Raw genomic sequence first — 15,622 nt, 5'->3', positions numbered from 1 at the left:
CGCAACCCCGTCGAGTTCTTCGCCCAGAGCGGTCGTCTCGAGCTGCCCGAGGACGCCGACGGTGACCGCCCCGAGGGTGGCCTCGTCGGCGCGGGCACGGCGACGTACGAGGGCAACTCGGTGCTGCGCGGGTCGAGGGAGTAGTCGTGCGCCTCCGGCACGCCGACGGCACGACCGTGCACGTCGCGTACTGCACCAACGTCCATGGCGGCGAGGACCTCGACACGGTCGTCGGCCAGCTCGAGCGGTTCGCCCTGCCCGTGCGGCGGCACCTCGGGCTCGAGCTTCTCGGCCTCGGCCTGTGGCTCAGCGCCCCCGTCGCGCGTGCCCTCGCCGGCGACCCGTCGCTCACCGACCGCCTCCGCCGCGAGCTCGACCGGCGGGGCCTCGAGGTCGTGACGCTCAACGGTTTCCCGTACCGCGGGTTCCAGGAGCCGGTCGTCAAGCACCGCGTCTACCACCCGGACTGGAGCGAGCCGGCGCGCCTGCGCTACACGAGCGACCTCGCCGACGTGCTCGTCCGGCTGCTGCCGGACGATGCCGCCCGCGGCAGCATCTCGACGCTCCCGCTCGGCTGGCGGCACCCGTGGTTCGGCGACCGGCAGGCCCTCGCAGCGGAGCAGTTCGAGCGCCTCGCCGCGCACCTGCACGCCCTGTGCGACTCGACGGGCCGGACCGTCCGCGTCGCCGTCGAGCCGGAGCCCGGGTGCGTCATCGAGACCGTCGCCGACCTCGTCGAGCGCACCCGGGGCTGGGACCGCGACGTCATCGGCACGTGCCTCGACCTGTGCCACCTCGCCGTCGGCTTCGAGGACGCGACGGACGCCGTGGCCGCGCTGGACGCGTCCGGCATGGCTGTCGCCAAGGCCCAGGTCTCCGCCGGGCTGCACGCGGCCGACCCGACCGACGCGGCGACCCGGGCCGCCCTCTCGTCCTTCGACGAGGAGCGGTTCCTGCACCAGGTGCGCTCGCGCGACCTCGCCGGCCTCGTTCGTGCCCGCGACGACCTCGGCGAGGCCCTCGGCGGCCGCCGTCCGCTCGGCGCGCACGCCGACGAGCCGTGGCGCGTGCACTTCCACGTGCCGCTGGGCACCGCCCCCGAGCCGCCACTCACCGCGACGACCGACGACCTGCGTCGCTCGCTCGAGGTGCTCGTCGGTGGCGAGACCGTCCGCACCGACCACCTCGAGGTCGAGACGTACACGTGGGCCGTCGTGCCCGAGCGGCACCGGCCTCGCGACGACGCCGGCCTCGCCCGCAGCATCGCCGGCGAGCTGGCGTGGCTGCGCGACACCCTCATCGACCTCGGCCTCAAGGAGCCCGCATGAGCACCTCCACCAGCACCGACCCGCGCCCCGTCCTCCTCCTCGACGTCGTCGGCCTGACCCCTCGGGCGCTGCGCGACATGCCGCGGCTGCGGCTCCTCGCGGAGCGGGGCTCACAGGCGACCCTCGGCACCGTGCTGCCGGCCGTCACGTGCTCGGTGCAGTCGACGTTCCTCACCGGCCGGATGCCGGCCGAGCACGGCGCCGTCGGCAACGGCTGGTACTTCCGCGACCTCGGGGAGGTGTTCCTCTGGCGGCAGCACAACGCGCTCGTGCAGGGCGAGAAGGTCTGGGACGCGCTGCGCCGCGTCCGCCCCGGCGCCCGCGTCGCGAACGTCTGCTGGTGGTACGCGATGGGGATGGACGTCGACTCGCTCGTCACGCCGCGGCCGGTCTACCACGCCGACGGGCGCAAGTCGCCGGACTGCTACACCCGCCCGGTGTCCCTGCACGACCGGCTCGTCGAACGGCTGGGCCCGTTCCCGCTCTTCCAGTACTGGGGCCCGACCGCCTCGATCGCCTCCTCCCGCTGGATCGTCGATGCGACCCGGATGCTGCTGCCCGAGCACGACCTGACGCTCGCCTACGTGCCGCACCTCGACTACGACCTCCAGCGCTTCGGGCCCGCGTCGCCCGAGGCACGGGCCGCCGCGGCCGAGCTCGACGCCGTGCTCGCCCCGCTCCTCGACGACGCCGAACGGCTGGGCGCCGCCGTCGTCGTGGTCAGCGAGTACGGCATCACCGAGGTCGACCGACCCGTCGACGTCAACCGGGTGCTGCGCCGCGAGGGTCTCCTCGAGGTGCACACGCAGGCCGGTATGGAGTACCTCGACCCGTGGGCGTCCGAGGCCTTCGCCGTCGCGGACCACCAGGTGGCGCACGTCTACGTGCGCGACCCCGCCCGCCTGGAGCACGTGCGGACGCTGCTCGCTGCCGTCCCCGGCATCGACCTCGTCCTCGACCGGGCGGGGCAGGCCGCCCATGGCCTGGACCACGAGCGCAGCGGCGACCTCGTCCTCGTGGCCGAGCCGCGGGCGTGGTTCACGTACTACTACTGGCTCGACGACCGTCGCGCGCCCGACTTCGCCCGGGGCGTCGAGATCCACCGCAAGCCCGGCTACGACCCGGCCGAGCTGTTCTTCGACCCGGCCGACCGCTCCGCCAAGGCCCGTGCCGCCGTGTCGCTCGTGCGCAAGAAGGTCGGCCTGAGGTACGCGATGAGCGTCGTGCCGCTCGACCCGCGATGGGTGCGCGGAAGCCACGGCCGGCTGCCGGAGGACCCCGAGGACAGGCCCCTGCTCCTCATGTCCGACGCGGGGCTGGGCCGTGAGACGGTGGCGGCGACGGACGTCCACGACCTCGTCCTGGGGGCTGCCGGCGTCCGGGTCGCCGAAACCGTCGCCGCAACCGTTCCCGGAGCCGTCCCCGCAGCCGTTCCCGCGACCTGACCCCGAGCACCCACAGCGCCAAGGAGACTCACATGCCTCGACCGATCACCCTGTTCACCGGCCAGTGGGCCGACCTTCCCTTCGAGGAGATGTGCCGCCTGGCCGGCGAATGGGGCTACGACGGCCTCGAGATCGCCTGCTGGGGCGACCACTTCGAGGTCGACCGCGCCCTGACCGAGGACGGCTACGTCGAGTCGCGCCTCGAGATCCTCGCCAAGCACGACCTCAAGGTGTGGGCCGTCTCGAACCACCTCGTCGGCCAGGCCGTGTGCGACGACCCGATCGACCACCGACACCGGGACATCCTGCCCGCGGCCGTGTGGGGCGACGGGGACCCGGAGGGGGTGCGCCGGCGGGCCGCCGAGCGGATGGCCGACACGGCGCGTGCCGCGGCGAAGCTCGGCGTCGACACCGTCGTCGGGTTCACCGGCTCGGCGGTGTGGAAGTACGTCGCGATGTTCCCGCCGGTGTCCGACGACGTCATCCAGGAGGGGTACGCCGACTTCGCCCGACGCTGGAACCCGATCCTCGACGTCTTCGACGAGGTGGGCGTGCGGTTCGCCCACGAGGTCCACCCCAGCGAGATCGCCTACGACTACTGGTCGACGCAGGCCACGCTCGAGGCGATCGGCCACCGAGAGGCGTTCGGCCTCAACTGGGACCCGAGCCACATGGTGTGGCAGGACCTCGACCCGGCGGCGTTCATCTGGGACTTCAAGGACCGGATCTACCACGTCGACTGCAAGGACGCCCGCAAGCGGATCGGCAACGGCCGCAACGGCCGGCTCGGTTCGCACCTGCCGTGGGGCGACCCGCGTCGGGGCTGGGACTTCGTCTCGACCGGGCACGGCGACGTGCCGTGGGAGGACTGCTTCCGGACCCTCAACGCCATCGGCTACGACGGCCCCATCTCCATCGAGTGGGAGGACGCGGGGATGGACCGCCTCGTCGGTGCACCCGAGGCCCTCGAGCACGTCCGACGGCTCAACTTCGAGCCGCCGAGCGCGTCGTTCGACGCCGCCTTCAGCAGCGGCCGGGGCTGAGACCCCTCGACGCGGACCCGACGGTCTACCGTCGGGGGATGGAACTCATCCAGGTGGCCCAGCGGGCCGAGGACCTCGACCGCGCGGGGGCCTTCTACGCCGACCTGCTCGGCACCCCGCCCCTCGCCTCCTTCGACCCGCCGGGCCTGCTCTTCTTCGACCTCGGCGGTGTCCGGCTGCTGCTCGACCGGGCCGCTCCGAGCACGCTGCTCTACCACCGGGTCGACGACATCGACGCGACCGTGGAGCGGCTGCGCGCGTCGGGCGTCACCGTGGAGACCGAGCCGCACGTCATCTTCGGCCACGACGACGACACCCTCGGACCGGCCGACACGGACGAGTGGATGGCCTTCGTCAAGGATTCCGAGGGCAACCTCGTCGGCCTCGTCGAGCAGCGCCCGCGGGCCACTCCCGGTGACTGAGGTTTGTAGATTGCAGGGGTGAGCGCGATCCCCGGGGACGCCCCGTTCGACCTCGCGGCGCCCTGGGGCGGCCGCAGCCACGTCACCCACCTCGACGGGCCGGTGCACTGGGTGGAGTTCAGCCCGCCCGAGGGCACTCCCGTCCAGGGTGACGCGTCCGGCACGCCGGTCGTCCTCGTGCACGGCCTCGGCGGCTCGCACCTCAACTGGGTCCACGTCGGCCCGGCGCTCGCGGCAGCCCGACGCGTCGTGGCCCTCGACCTGCCCGGCTTCGGCCTGACGCCGGCCGGGTCACGTTCGACGAGCGTCCACGCCAACGCCGAGGTGCTCGGCCGGTTCCTCGACGAGGTCGTCGGCGCGCCGGCCGTCCTCGTCGGCAACTCGATGGGTGGCATGGTGTCGCTGCTGCTCGCCGGTCGGTCGCCCGAGCGGGTCGCCGGTCTCGTGCTCGTCGACCCGGCGCTGCCCAACCCGCGGCAGCGCCAGGACCCCCAGGTCGCGATGACCTTCGCGCTCTACGCCGTGCCCCGCGTCGGCGAGCTGTTCCTCTCGCGGATGCAGAGCCGGTTCACCGACCGGCAACGCGTCCTCGGCACCGTCCGCCTCTGCTTCGCCGACGCGACGCGCGCCGACGACGCGGTCGTCGACGCCGGCGTCACGCTGACGCAGTGGCGCGGCTCCCTGCCCGCCCGGGACACCGAGTTCCTCGGCGCGGCCCGCTCCCTCCTCGGAGTGCTGCGCCGCCCGCGTCGGTACGACGCCCTCCTGTCCGGCATCGACCGGCCGGTCCTCCTCGTCCACGGCGACCGTGACCGGCTCGTGCCGCTCGCGGCGGCTCGTCGGGCCGCGACGCGCAACCCCGGGTGGGCCACGGTGTGGCTCGAGGACGTCGGGCACACGCCACAGCTCGAGGTGCCCGAGCGCTTCCTCGCAGAGGTCGAGCCGTGGCTCGAGGGCGTCGACGCGCTCCGGGCGGACGACGCACTGCAGTCGAACGACGGCGTCCGCCGGCCCACGGCCGGTCCGGCGTGAGCGAGGATGGGGTCGTGGACGCACACGCCTGGGACGAGCGGTACGCGGCGAGCGAGCTCGTCTGGTCGGTGGAGCCCAACCGGTTCGTCGCCGAGATCGTCGGGCCGCTCACGCCCGGCACCGCCCTCGACGTCGCGGCCGGCGAGGGCCGCAACGCGATCTGGATGGTGCAGCAGGGCTGGAGCGTCGTCGCCACTGACTACTCGCAGGTCGCCGTGGACCGGATGCGCACCCGGGCTGCCGACCTGCTCGGCGACGACGCATCGCGCCTGACGCCGCTCGTCGCCGACGCGACGACGAGCGCGCCGGGGGAGCCCGCCTCCTACGACCTCGTGCTCTTCTCCTACCTGCAGCTGCCCCGAGAGCCGATGCGCGCCGCCTTCTCGGCCGGCGTCGCGGCGGTGCGCCCCGGGGGTCATGTCGTCGTCGTCTGCCACGCGGGCCGCAACCTCACCGAGGGCTGGGGCGGCCCGAGCGCCCGCGAGGTGCTCCACGACCCCGACGAGGTGCTCGACCTCGTCGACGGGCTCCCCGTCGAGGCGGTCCGCTCGGGCATCAGGGTGCGGCCGGTGCAGACCGAGGACGGCCCGCGCGAGGCGCTCGACACCGTCGTCGTGCTGTCCCGGACCTGAGCAGGGACGCCCCGGGCGCGAGGCCGACCCCCGCCTCAGCTGGCCGGCTCAGCGACGTCCGTACCTCTTGTGCACCGCCTGCCGGCTGACGCCGAGGGCATCGGCGATCTCGGCCCAGGCCAGGCCGGCGACCCTGGCGCGCCGGACGACGGCGGCCTCGGTCCGGTCCGCAGCCCGTCGCAGCTCCCGCGCCGCCGCCAGGGCCACCCGTGGGTCGTCGTCACCCGTCGCGAGCGCGGTCCGCACCACGTCGTCCACCTCCACCCGTCCACCCCTTTGCGTCAACCTGCGTTGACGACGCTACGCCCGCTCGGCCAAGGCGTCAACCATGGTTGACGCCGATCCGGGGGTATGGACGCGCGTCGCGCGCCGGGGCACCATGGAGGAGCATCGAGGGGGTCGACATGGACGTTCAGACCGGGACCGAGCAGGTCGCGCCCGACCGCGGCGCGGACGACGCCGTAATGCCGGCCGGCCCGTCGACGGCCATCGCACCCGCGGACGGTCTTGCCGCCCACCTCGAGCGCGTCCGGGCGCACCGGGCCGAGCTGCGTGAGTCGGTGACCGCCGTCGGTGCGGCCCTCGAGTCCCCCCTGGCCCGCGGCGGGATGTGGCGTGAGCGGGTCCGGGCCGCCCTCGCCGAGCTGGCCCACGACTTCGACGACCACGTCCTGCTCACCGAGAGCAGCGGCGGCGCCTACGACCGTGCGGCGCACGCCGCCCCCCGACTGGCCGGGGTCGCCGGCCGGCTGCGGGCGGAGCACCCGGAGCTGCGCGACTGCATCCACGGCTACCTCGCCGTCCTCGAGCACGGCGGGACGATGGCCGACCTGCCGGTCTTCCGCGAGGAGGTCGGCGATCTCGTCGCGCGGCTCGTGCGCCACCGGAGCAAGGGCGACGACCTGCTCCACGAGGCCTACGACGTCGACCTCGGCGGCTCCGACTGAGGCGACCTACCTGCTTGGGAGAGTCTGCGGGAAAGCCCGTTCCGATACGCCGCCGGGTATCATCGTGGCGTTCCCGTCCTCGAGGAGGTCGCCCATGGAGCTCGACGCCGAGGAGATGAAGGCCGTCGTCAAGCGGCTCAACCGTGCCCAGGGCCAGATCGGCGGCATCGTGCGGATGATCGAGGAGGGCCGAGACTGCCAGGACATCGTCACGCAGCTCGCCGCCGTCTCCAAGGCCCTGGACCGCGCCGGGTTCGCCGTCATCGCGCTCGGCCTGCGCCAGTGCCTCGCCGACCCGGACAACGGCGAGATGGACGTCGAGACGATGCAGCGGCTGTTCCTCTCGCTGGCCTGACACCCGCCGATATCCGGTGGCCGGGCGTGGTCGGCCCCAGCAGGATGTCCGGCATGGCCCTGCAGCTCTCGCACACGACCGTCAACGCCCTCGACGCCCATGCCCAGTCGGTCTGGTGGGCCGACCTCCTCGGTTACCACGAGGACCCCGCCGACCCGAACGAGCCGGGCCACGAGGAGTGCATGATCTCCTCGCCGGACGAGTCGCACCGGCTCCTGTTCATCGAGGTCGAGGACGCCAAGCAGGTGCGCAACCGCGTCCACCTGGACCTGCGCCCCACCGACCGCCCGCGCGACGACGAGGTCGCCCGCGTCGAGGGGCTCGGTGCGACCGTCGTCCAGGACTGCCGCACCCCGGACGGCCGCGGCTGGGTCGTCATGGCCGACCCGGAGGGCAACGAGTTCTGCATCCTGCGCAGCGACGCCGAGCGGCGCGCCGCCGGCGACCTCTGACCGCGAGCGGTCGGCGACGCGTCAGCCCAACGGCCGCTCGAGGTCGGCCGGCTCGAAGCGCGGACGCAACGCGAACCCGGACACGCCGTCGCTGCTCGTGCGGGACGCGAGCACCTGGTGCAGCTGGATCTCGTTGCGCTCGAAGGAGAGTCGCGACCCGGCCAGGTAGAGTCCCCAGACGCGCGCCGTGCCGAGACCCGCGAGCTCGACGCACCGGTCCCAGTGCTTGGAGAGGTTGGCGTTCCAGGCTCCGGTCGTGCGGGCGTAGTGCTCGCGCAGGTTCTCGTGGTGGCGGACCTCGAAGCCCTCGTCCTCCATGACGCGCACGATGTCGCCCGAACCGGTCAGCTCGCCGTCGGGGAAGACGTACTTGTTGATGAAGCCGCGGACGGGAAGACCTGCATGGCGGTTGTCCGGCCGGGTGATGCAATGGTTGAGCAGCCGGCCCTCGTCGCGCAGCCGCTCGCGCAGGAACCGGAAGTAGGACGGGTAGTTGCGCACCCCGATGTGCTCGGTCAGCCCGATCGAGCTGATGGCGTCGAAGCCGCGCTCGGTGACGTCGCGGTAGTCGCAGTGCCGCACCTCGGCGCGCTCGGCCAGGCCCTCGGCCGCGATGGCCCGCTGCGCCCACGAGGCCTGCTCGCGCGAGAGCGTGACGCCGAGCGCCGTGACGCCGTAGTGGCGTACCGCATGGCGCACCATGCCGCCCCAGCCGCAGCCGACGTCGAGCAGCCGCATGCCGGGCCGCAGCCCGAGCTTCTGGGCGACGAGGTCGTACTTGTAGGCCTGGGCCTCCTCGAGCGAGGCCGTCTCGGAGGGGTAGCACGCGCACGTGTACGTCATCGAGGGCCCGAGCACGAGCTCGTAGAAGTCGTTGGAGACGTCGTAGTGGTGGTGGATCGCCTCGGCGTCGCGGGCCCGGCCGTGGCGCAGCCCGTGCGCCAGCCGGCGCAGCTGACCCGGCGCCTCCTCGGGCGGGATCGGCGGCACGTGCGGGCGGTTCGCGCCGATGAGCCTGACCAGCTCGAGCGCGTCGCGGGCGCCGGGCCGCCGGGGGTGCAGGCCCTCGCCGAGCACGCGCAGCACCTCGTAGGGGTCGCCCTCGTCGATGCCGTCGATGACGAGCTCGCCGAGGAGGTAGGCCCGGGCCAGACCGAGGTCCCCGGGGGCCGTCACGAGATGGTTGAGGGCCTCCGGGCCGGTCAGCCGGACGACGAGCCCGTCGGGGCTGCCCCCGCTCGACCCGTCCCACGCGACGACCCGAACCGGCGCGTCCGCACCGTAGATCCGGTCGAACGCCTCGCCCACCGTCAGCGTCGTCATCCTGCTCGCACCGCCTTCTCGTAGAGGGTCGGGAGCCGACCCGCGGGGTCGTACCTGTTCTTGGCCTCCGTGTAGGCCGGGCCGCCGTAGAGGCGCGCGAAGGTCGCCTCGTCGTAGTAGGCGTCCGAGTAGAGGGACTTGTGGCCGCCGAGGCGCGTCACCTCATCCTCGATGCGGCGGTTGACGTCGCCGTCGGAGGCGCCGGGCTCGATCGGGACCGTCGACCAGAACCCGACGTTGACGTAGGGCTCACCCCGACGCATGGGGTAGAGCGGCCACGGCGTCGGCTCGGCGTCGGAGCGGCCCGGTGCGTCCGCGTCGGCGTCCGCGTCGACGTCCGCGTCGGCGTCGCGCACCGACGCCTGGACGTCGCTGTCGCGCAGGCGGATCGGGCACAGCCACACCGGCTCGATCGGCACCTCGCGCAGGAACCAGTCGAGGAACTCGGCCGTGCGCGCGAGGGGGATCTCGACGTCCTGCACGACGCGCTCGCGCGGGGGCAGCCCCCGGAGCCGGTCGAGCCGGGCCATCGGGCGGTAGCGGTTCTCCAGGGCGACGATCTTCCAGTACACGTCGCTGCGCAGCAGGTGCCGGGGCCAGAGGCGGCGCACGTTCGGGACCTGGGCCCCGAAGGCCCGGCTGCACCAGAACCAGTCGGTGTCCCAGCGCCAGAGGTAGTCGTGGGCCGACAGCACGTCGGTGCGCCGGTGCTGGATCGAGCGGTAGTAGACCTGCTCGCCGGTGTAGTCGCTGGGTCGCGCGCCGTGCGGCACGTCGTCGGACCACCGGCCGAACGTCAGGTACGCCTCGCGCGGGCCGAACACGACGCCGTCGACGAAGTCGACCCGCTCGCCGGACCACACAGCATCCGCCATGACGGTGCCGACCGCGTCGACGAGCGCCTCGACGCCGTCGAACCGCACGTGCCGCAGCAGGACCCACGGGTGCGCCTGCTCGAGCTCGATGACGAGGTCGAGCACGTAGCCGAGGGACCCGTAGGAGTTGGGGAAGGTGCGGAACAGCTCGGCGTGCTCGCCCTCGGGGGTGGCGGTCACCACCTCTCCGGCCCCCGTGAGGACCCGCATCTCCCGGACCGACTCGTGCGGGAGCCCGTTGCGGAACGAGGCCGCCTCGATGCCGAGCCCGGTGACGGCCCCACCGATGGTGATGGTCCGCAGCTGCGGCACGACGAGCGGCACGAACCCGTGCGGCAGCAGCTCGTCGACGAGCTGCTCGTAGGTCGTGAGGCCCCCGACCCGCGCCGTCTGCGCCTCCGGGTCGACCTCGACGACACCGGTCAGGCCGGACAGGTCCAGACCCGGCGCCCCGGTCGGGGTGCGGGGTCGGAAGAGGTTGGACGTGCGCTTGGCCAGGCGCACCCGTGCGCCCGGCGGGATGGCCGCGTACGACCGCCGGGCGGCCTCGACGGCACGCTCGTGGTCGCGCCGCCGCTCGCTCGGTGCGGGACGCAGTGCCGGGGCGGTGACCTGACCGGTTGCCACGGTCCTACTCAAGCATGCTCGCGGGCCACGTGGCGGTCAGGCGCGTTCCCGTGTCGTCCCTCGGTCGTCACTCGCGGGCGAGGAGCGTGACGCCGAGGCCGACCATCATCGTGCCGCCCGCCGCACCGAGCCGGTCCAGGCGGGTCGGCTTGCGCGCGAACCAGTCGCGGGCCTTCGAGGCGGCCAGCGCCCAGACGCTGTCCGAGCACACCGCCATCGCCCCGAAGACGACGCCGAGCACCGCCATCTGCAGGCCGACGTGGCCCGCCGCGGTGTTGGTGAACTGCGGCAGGAAGGCGACGAAGAACAGGATGGTCTTGGGGTTGGTGACGCCGACGACGAACCCGACGCGCAGGGCGTGTCCGCGCTTGGCCGCGACCTGGGCCTCGAGCGCCTCACGCGCCTCGGCGCGGTGGCGGATCGCCTGGATGCCGAGCCAGATGACGTACGCCGCACCGGCGACCTTGACGACGCCGTAGGCGGTGGTGCTCGCGGCGACGATGGCCCCCAGGCCCACCGCGACGAGCAGCACCTGCGTCGTGACGCCGAGGGCGTTGCCGACGACCGACAGCAGCGCCTCGCGGCGGCCGACGGTCAGGGCTCGACCGATGGTGAACAGCAGGCTCGGGCCCGGCACCTGGATGAACAGGAGCGAGGCGACGAGGAAGGCGATCCACTGGCTGGAGCTGGGCACCGACCCAGTGTGGGCCCGGGGCACCGATAACGACATGCGTTTTCCGCGGGGCGGACACTAGCGTCGGGCGCCATGACCGCACCCGCGCCGGACCGCACCGACCCGCCGCTCGCCGCCGACGAGGGGACCACCCTCCTCGCCTTCCTCGACTACCACCGCGACACGCTGCGCTGGAAGACGGCGGGTCTCACCGCCGAGCAGCTCGCGACCCCGCACCGGCCGTCGACGCTGACGCTCGGCGGCCTGCTCAAGCACGTCGCGCTCAACGAGGCCAGCTGGTTCGGACGGGTGCTGCACGGCCGGCCGATGGGCCAGCCGTGGGACTCCGCCGACTGGGACGCCGACCCGGACTGGGAGCTGACCTCGGCCGCGGACGACAGCCCGGAGGAGCTGCACCGGCTCATGGACGAGGCCGTCGGGACCGCCCGACGCCACATCGACGAGGCGCTCGCCACGGGAGGCCTGGACCGGCTGTCGGTCGTGTCGTCGCACAAGGAGGGCCGCCAGTTCAGCCTGCGCTGGATCATCCTGCACATGATCGAGGAGTACGCCCGGCACAACGGCCACGCCGACCTCATCCGCGAGTCGCTCGACGGCGTCACCGGGGAGTGAGGCGGCGAGCCGCCCGTCAGGCCGATGCCGCCCGTCAAGCCGACGCCGCGCGGCGGAGGCAGAAGCGTCGGAGCGGCTCCGTGGGCAGCACGTCGGCGAGGTCGCGGTAGCGGGTGGCCGCGGAGGCGCGCCGGCCGGTGCGCCACTCGACGTCGGCCAGGGCGAGGGCGGCGTCACGGCTCGCGTAGGCGGGTGCCGCCTCTGCGAGGAGGGTCAGCTCGCGCTCGACGTCGCTCAGGGACGGCGCGTCACCCACGGCGTCGGCGCGTCCGGCGAGGTGGGCGTGCGCGGTGGCGGCCAGGCGCGCGACACGGACTGCGGGGGAGGGCCAGCGCTCCTCGAGCGCGCCGTAGAGCTGGACGATGCGGGGCCAGTCCGTCGCGTCGAACGTCGGTGCCGCCGTGTGCAGCCCGGCGATCACGGCCTCGATCGCAAAGCGTCCGTCGCCGCGGGTGGCGGCCGTGGCGTCGTCGAGCCCGGCCGCGACGAGGGCCCGGTCCCACCGGCGGCGGTCCACCTCGTCGAGGGCCAGGCCGGTGCCGTCCGCGTCGAGGCGACCGGGCCGGCGCGCGAGGCCCAGCCGGATGACGGCGCGCAGCCCCCGGACCTCGGGGTCGCCCGGGTGCTCGGCGACGAGCGCGTCGGCGATGGACAGGGCCTGGCGGCCGGTGTCCGCGAGGGCGTCGGCGGGGTCGAGGACGGTGCGGTGCGCGACGGTGAACATCCCGGACACGCAGGCGAGGACCACCGGCAGGCGGCGGTCCCGCTCGCTGGCGTCGGGCACGTGGAAGGCTCCCCGTGCGTCCGTCAGGGCCTTCTTCGCGCGGGTCAGCCGGGCCGCGGCCGCGGTGTCCTGGACCCCGAGGTGGCCGGCGATCTCGGGGACGGTGAGACCGCAGACGACGCGAAGGGCGAGGACCATGCGCGAGGCGGGCGACAGCGCCTCGTCGCAGGCGACGTAGAGCAGGGCGAGGCGGTCGTCGAGCCCCTCGCGGGCCAGGTCGTCGGTGTCCATGGCGGTGTGGTCGGCGGCGGCGTGCTGCGCGGTCGGGTCGGCCTCGGGACGCTCCTGCGGCGTGACGAGCTGCGGTGTGAGGCGGTCCAGCGCGGCGCGTCGACGCGTGTCGTCGAGCCAGGCCCGCTTGGCCACGGTCGTGCACCAGGCCGTCCACGAGTCGATGGACCTGCCGGTGCGCTCCTCGTGCTCGGCCGCGCGGGCGACCGCCTCGGCGGCGTACTCCTCCGCGTCGTCGAGGCTGCCGGTGAAGGAGGCGAGGGCGCGCACGACGCGCGGCCACGCCTCCTCGAACTCACCCGGCGCGAGCGGCACTCACATCCCCGTCGGGAAGACCTTGCGCCACTCGACGTGCCCCTCCGACGGCACGAGTGCCGCGATCCGGCGGGCGGTGTCCTCGTCGTCGGTCTCGACGAGGTAGAAGCCGGTGATGACCTCGGCGGTGTCGGTGAACGGGCCGTCGGTGTAGACGGCGTCCTCGGCCTTCCGGTCGCCGGAGCCGGGGGTCACGGTGCCCCCGTACCGCGAGTTCTGCAACGCCGCGCCGCCGACGATGCGGGCGCCCATCCGGGCGACGGCCTCCTGGAAGGCGCGGTGCGCGGGGAACGACCCCTCGGCCTGGGCGGGGGCCTCCGCGGGGGCCTCGACGGTCGCGACGGCGGCGCCGCTCATGCTGCCCGTGCCGCTCGTGGTGCCGGAGGGGGCGGACGGGTCCTTGCCGGCCGGGGCGCTCGAGTCCGGGGCCCCGGCGAGGAAGGCGTCGGAGTCCCAGTCGGGCTCGTGGATCAGGTAGGCGTACGTGTCGGTCATGGTGGGCTCCTCGTCGGTGCGGATGCGTGACGACCCTCGTCACATCATGCTGACGAACTCGACTCGGCGGAATCGACACGAGCCGTGGAGAAGTTTCCGGCCGTTCAGGCGCGCAGCTTCTGCAGGCGGGCGGCGAGGGACTCGCGCCGATGGGCGTTGCCGTCGAGGGCGAGGTAGCGCTCGGCGAAGCGCTGCAGGAGGGCGTCGTCGAGGCGGCGGACCGCGCCGGGCGGGTACTTGTAGCCCATCCGCTCGGTGAGGTCGGCGCCGTCGTCGGGTCCGAGCACCTCCCTGAGCTGGTCGACGGACGTCACGCCGAGCTCGAGCAGCAGCCCCGAGATCCAGGTGTAGTGGTCGGCGCGGGACCAGCCGGCGTCGGTGTACCGGTGGGCGAGGAACTTGGCGAGGTCCTGCGCCGCGATGCCGGGGGCCGGGCGCTCGCCGGTGTCGGCCGGACGCGTCGGCAGCACCTTCTGCAGGCGCCCGCGGATGGCGGAGAACTCCCGGTCGGCGAGCTCGATGAGCCCGGCGGCGAGGGTGAAGCGGCGGTCGAGGTCGCTCGCGTGCTCCTCGGGGACGCTGCCCTTGTAGCGGATGTCGTGCTCGAACTCGGCCCAGGCGTGCTGCAGGACGGTCCGCACCTGGACCGACGCGTTCTGCCGGCCCAGCGACTCGTACTCACGGGGCACCGTGCGGCTCGCGTCGATGCCGACGAGCAGGTGCCGGCTGGCGTACCCGAACCGGCCCGAGCGGGCGGTCTCCTTGCCGAGATCGCGGTCGTCGAGGACGGCGAGCTCCTCCGCGAGCAGCTCGGCGACGGCTGTGACGTCGTCGGGCACGTAGGTGATGACGCGGACCCCGACGCCGTCGGTGATGTCCTCGAGCGGGTCGGGGTGGACGAGGCGGCCGTCGCGGCGTCGCTCGGCCTTGGCGGCGAAGGACTCGACGCTCTTGGTCCGCCCGGTGACGCTGAGGTAGTTGATGCCGGCGTCGTCGAGCAGGTCGCGCACGAGCTCGATGAACCGGTGCGTGGCCACCTCCAGCGCGGGACGCCGCGCGGCGTACTCCTCGACGGCGGCGCGGATCTGCGGCGACGAGGCGGCCACCACCGCCGCGGCCGCAGCGGTGTCGTCGCTCGGGGCGGTCGCGCCGTTCGTGTCGGTCGCGGCGTTCGTGTCGGTGGCGTCGGTGGCGTCGGGGGCGTCGGCAGCGCCGGGGGCGTCTCCCGGGTTCGGGTTCGTCGGAGACATGCCGCCATCCTGCCCTGCCGGAGCGCCCGGAGCGCGCGGGCCACGACGGTCGTGCACCCAGGGCACCCGGCCGGTCGGGCCCCAGCCGTAACGGGCACCCCAGTGGCCCGGGACCAGCGCGCTGTCGGTCACGCCGTGGGCCGGGAACGCGCGGCCCGCGTCGTCGCGGTGCACGATCGCGCCGTCGAGGAACCATTCCTCACACCGGTTCGGGCTGCGGTCGACGTCGCGGCCGGGCAACTGGTCCGGTCGCGGCCGGCACGGGAAGTCGTGCGAGGGCACGATCCGGAACCCGAGCACCCGGAAGAGCCCGATGGCATCCCCCAGGCTGATCCCGAGGTCGCCGGCCTCGAGGCGCCCCACCCGCGACCGGGGGACCTGCAGCCAGCTCGCGAGCTGCCGCTGGCTGAGCCGGTGCACCCGACGGACGTGTCGCAGGGCGTCGCCGAACGCCTCGGCACCGAGGTCGAGGGGACTGCCGACGGGGCTCGCGGGGCGCGGGCTGCTGGAGCTCATGTCCGTACCCTGACCCGGGCGTGAGCTGGCCACCCTTGGGCTCGGCCCGTCCTGTGGACGCCATGAGCTGACCAAGGAGGATGTGGACGACGGCATGGCGGCTCCCGGCACTACCCCCACCACCACGTGTCTGCGTACCGGCCCGACGGCGCGTCGGAGGTGAGCCTCCGGGCGCTCAGCATTGCTCCGCGTGCCGAGCCATGGTGGTGAGGGGGCGGTTGCCGGGCAGGGCGAAGGGCAAGCG

17 protein-coding genes are annotated in these 15,622 nt (G+C 73.8%); 10 read left to right on the top strand and 7 right to left on the bottom strand.

Annotation, left to right across the window (positions count from 1 at the left end):
- Positions 1–146: 146 nt before the first annotated feature.
- The 6 genes from eboE to ACPYOM_RS15315 are packed head-to-tail and all read left to right on the top strand — an operon-like array spanning position 147 to position 5,902.
- Positions 147–1,328, top strand: coding sequence for a metabolite traffic protein EboE (gene eboE / locus ACPYOM_RS15340; protein ID WP_481346621.1), 1,182 nt, complete (start codon positions 147–149; stop codon positions 1,326–1,328).
- Positions 1,325–2,773: an alkaline phosphatase family protein gene (locus ACPYOM_RS15335; RefSeq protein WP_481346620.1), complete on the top strand. Its 1,449-nt coding sequence runs from the start codon at positions 1,325–1,327 to the stop codon at positions 2,771–2,773. The genes eboE and ACPYOM_RS15335 overlap by 4 nt, the downstream gene beginning before the upstream one ends.
- 32 nt (positions 2,774–2,805) lie before the next feature.
- Positions 2,806–3,816: a sugar phosphate isomerase/epimerase family protein gene (locus ACPYOM_RS15330; RefSeq protein WP_481343056.1), complete on the top strand. Its 1,011-nt coding sequence runs from the start codon at positions 2,806–2,808 to the stop codon at positions 3,814–3,816.
- A gap of 38 nt (positions 3,817–3,854) precedes the next feature.
- Entirely contained in the window at positions 3,855–4,238 is a 384-nt protein-coding gene (locus ACPYOM_RS15325) for a VOC family protein (protein ID WP_481346619.1), read from the top strand.
- Positions 4,239–4,256: 18 nt separating this feature from the next.
- Positions 4,257–5,270 carry an alpha/beta fold hydrolase gene (locus ACPYOM_RS15320; RefSeq protein WP_481346618.1) on the top strand — a complete coding sequence of 338 codons (1,014 nt, stop codon included), beginning with the start codon at positions 4,257–4,259 and terminating at the stop codon, positions 5,268–5,270.
- A 14-nt stretch (positions 5,271–5,284) separates the two neighbouring features.
- Entirely contained in the window at positions 5,285–5,902 is a 618-nt protein-coding gene (locus ACPYOM_RS15315) for a class I SAM-dependent methyltransferase (protein ID WP_481343388.1), read from the top strand.
- 48 nt (positions 5,903–5,950) lie between these two features.
- Here ACPYOM_RS15315 and ACPYOM_RS15310 read toward each other — a convergent pair whose 3' ends face one another.
- A complete protein-coding gene (locus tag ACPYOM_RS15310; RefSeq protein ID WP_481343389.1) occupies positions 5,951–6,187 on the bottom strand; it encodes an ECF-type sigma factor in 237 nt (78 codons plus the stop codon).
- Positions 6,188–6,306: 119 nt separating this feature from the next.
- Between ACPYOM_RS15310 and ACPYOM_RS15305 the strand changes: the two genes are divergently transcribed.
- From ACPYOM_RS15305 to ACPYOM_RS15295, 3 genes are all read left to right on the top strand, one after another.
- A complete protein-coding gene (locus tag ACPYOM_RS15305) occupies positions 6,307–6,849 on the top strand; it encodes a hypothetical protein (RefSeq protein WP_481343390.1) in 543 nt (180 codons plus the stop codon).
- A gap of 94 nt (positions 6,850–6,943) precedes the next feature.
- The gene (locus ACPYOM_RS15300) at positions 6,944–7,204 is read left to right on the top strand and encodes a metal-sensitive transcriptional regulator (protein WP_481343391.1); all 261 of its coding nucleotides are present in this window, start codon (positions 6,944–6,946) and stop codon (positions 7,202–7,204) included.
- A 53-nt stretch (positions 7,205–7,257) separates the two neighbouring features.
- Positions 7,258–7,656 carry a VOC family protein gene (locus tag ACPYOM_RS15295; RefSeq protein ID WP_481343392.1) on the top strand — a complete coding sequence of 133 codons (399 nt, stop codon included), beginning with the start codon at positions 7,258–7,260 and terminating at the stop codon, positions 7,654–7,656.
- 21 nt (positions 7,657–7,677) lie between these two features.
- Here ACPYOM_RS15295 and ACPYOM_RS15290 read toward each other — a convergent pair whose 3' ends face one another.
- The 3 genes from ACPYOM_RS15290 to ACPYOM_RS15280 all read right to left on the bottom strand — a co-directional run bounded on the left by ACPYOM_RS15290 (position 7,678) and on the right by ACPYOM_RS15280 (position 11,175).
- Positions 7,678–8,979, bottom strand: a complete 1,302-nt coding sequence (locus ACPYOM_RS15290) for a class I SAM-dependent methyltransferase (RefSeq protein WP_481343393.1) — start codon at positions 8,977–8,979, stop codon at positions 7,678–7,680.
- Positions 8,976–10,481 (bottom strand): FAD-binding oxidoreductase, encoded by a 1,506-nt coding sequence (locus tag ACPYOM_RS15285; protein WP_481346617.1) that lies wholly within the window; start codon positions 10,479–10,481, stop codon positions 8,976–8,978. The genes ACPYOM_RS15290 and ACPYOM_RS15285 overlap by 4 nt, the downstream gene beginning before the upstream one ends.
- Before the next feature lie 67 nt (positions 10,482–10,548).
- Positions 10,549–11,175 carry a LysE family translocator gene (locus tag ACPYOM_RS15280; protein WP_481346616.1) on the bottom strand — a complete coding sequence of 209 codons (627 nt, stop codon included), beginning with the start codon at positions 11,173–11,175 and terminating at the stop codon, positions 10,549–10,551.
- Between the two features lie 72 nt (positions 11,176–11,247).
- Between ACPYOM_RS15280 and ACPYOM_RS15275 the strand changes: the two genes are divergently transcribed.
- Positions 11,248–11,787, top strand: a complete 540-nt coding sequence (locus ACPYOM_RS15275) for a DinB family protein (RefSeq protein ID WP_481346615.1) — start codon at positions 11,248–11,250, stop codon at positions 11,785–11,787.
- 34 nt (positions 11,788–11,821) lie between these two features.
- Here ACPYOM_RS15275 and ACPYOM_RS15270 read toward each other — a convergent pair whose 3' ends face one another.
- The 3 genes from ACPYOM_RS15270 to ACPYOM_RS15260 all read right to left on the bottom strand — a co-directional run bounded on the left by ACPYOM_RS15270 (position 11,822) and on the right by ACPYOM_RS15260 (position 15,378).
- Positions 11,822–13,117, bottom strand: coding sequence for a DUF6596 domain-containing protein (locus tag ACPYOM_RS15270; RefSeq protein ID WP_481346614.1), 1,296 nt, complete (start codon positions 13,115–13,117; stop codon positions 11,822–11,824).
- Positions 13,118–13,612 (bottom strand): YciI family protein, encoded by a 495-nt coding sequence (locus ACPYOM_RS15265; protein WP_481346613.1) that lies wholly within the window; start codon positions 13,610–13,612, stop codon positions 13,118–13,120.
- 104 nt (positions 13,613–13,716) lie between these two features.
- Positions 13,717–15,378 (bottom strand): helix-turn-helix domain-containing protein, encoded by a 1,662-nt coding sequence (locus tag ACPYOM_RS15260; protein ID WP_481346612.1) that lies wholly within the window; start codon positions 15,376–15,378, stop codon positions 13,717–13,719.
- Positions 15,379–15,622: the final 244 nt, after the last annotated feature.

The organism is Monashia sp. HAY1-2A (assembly GCF_056755315.1).
The sequence above is the reverse complement of the archived record's forward strand: the minus strand, read 5'-3'. Positions and strand labels throughout refer to the sequence as shown.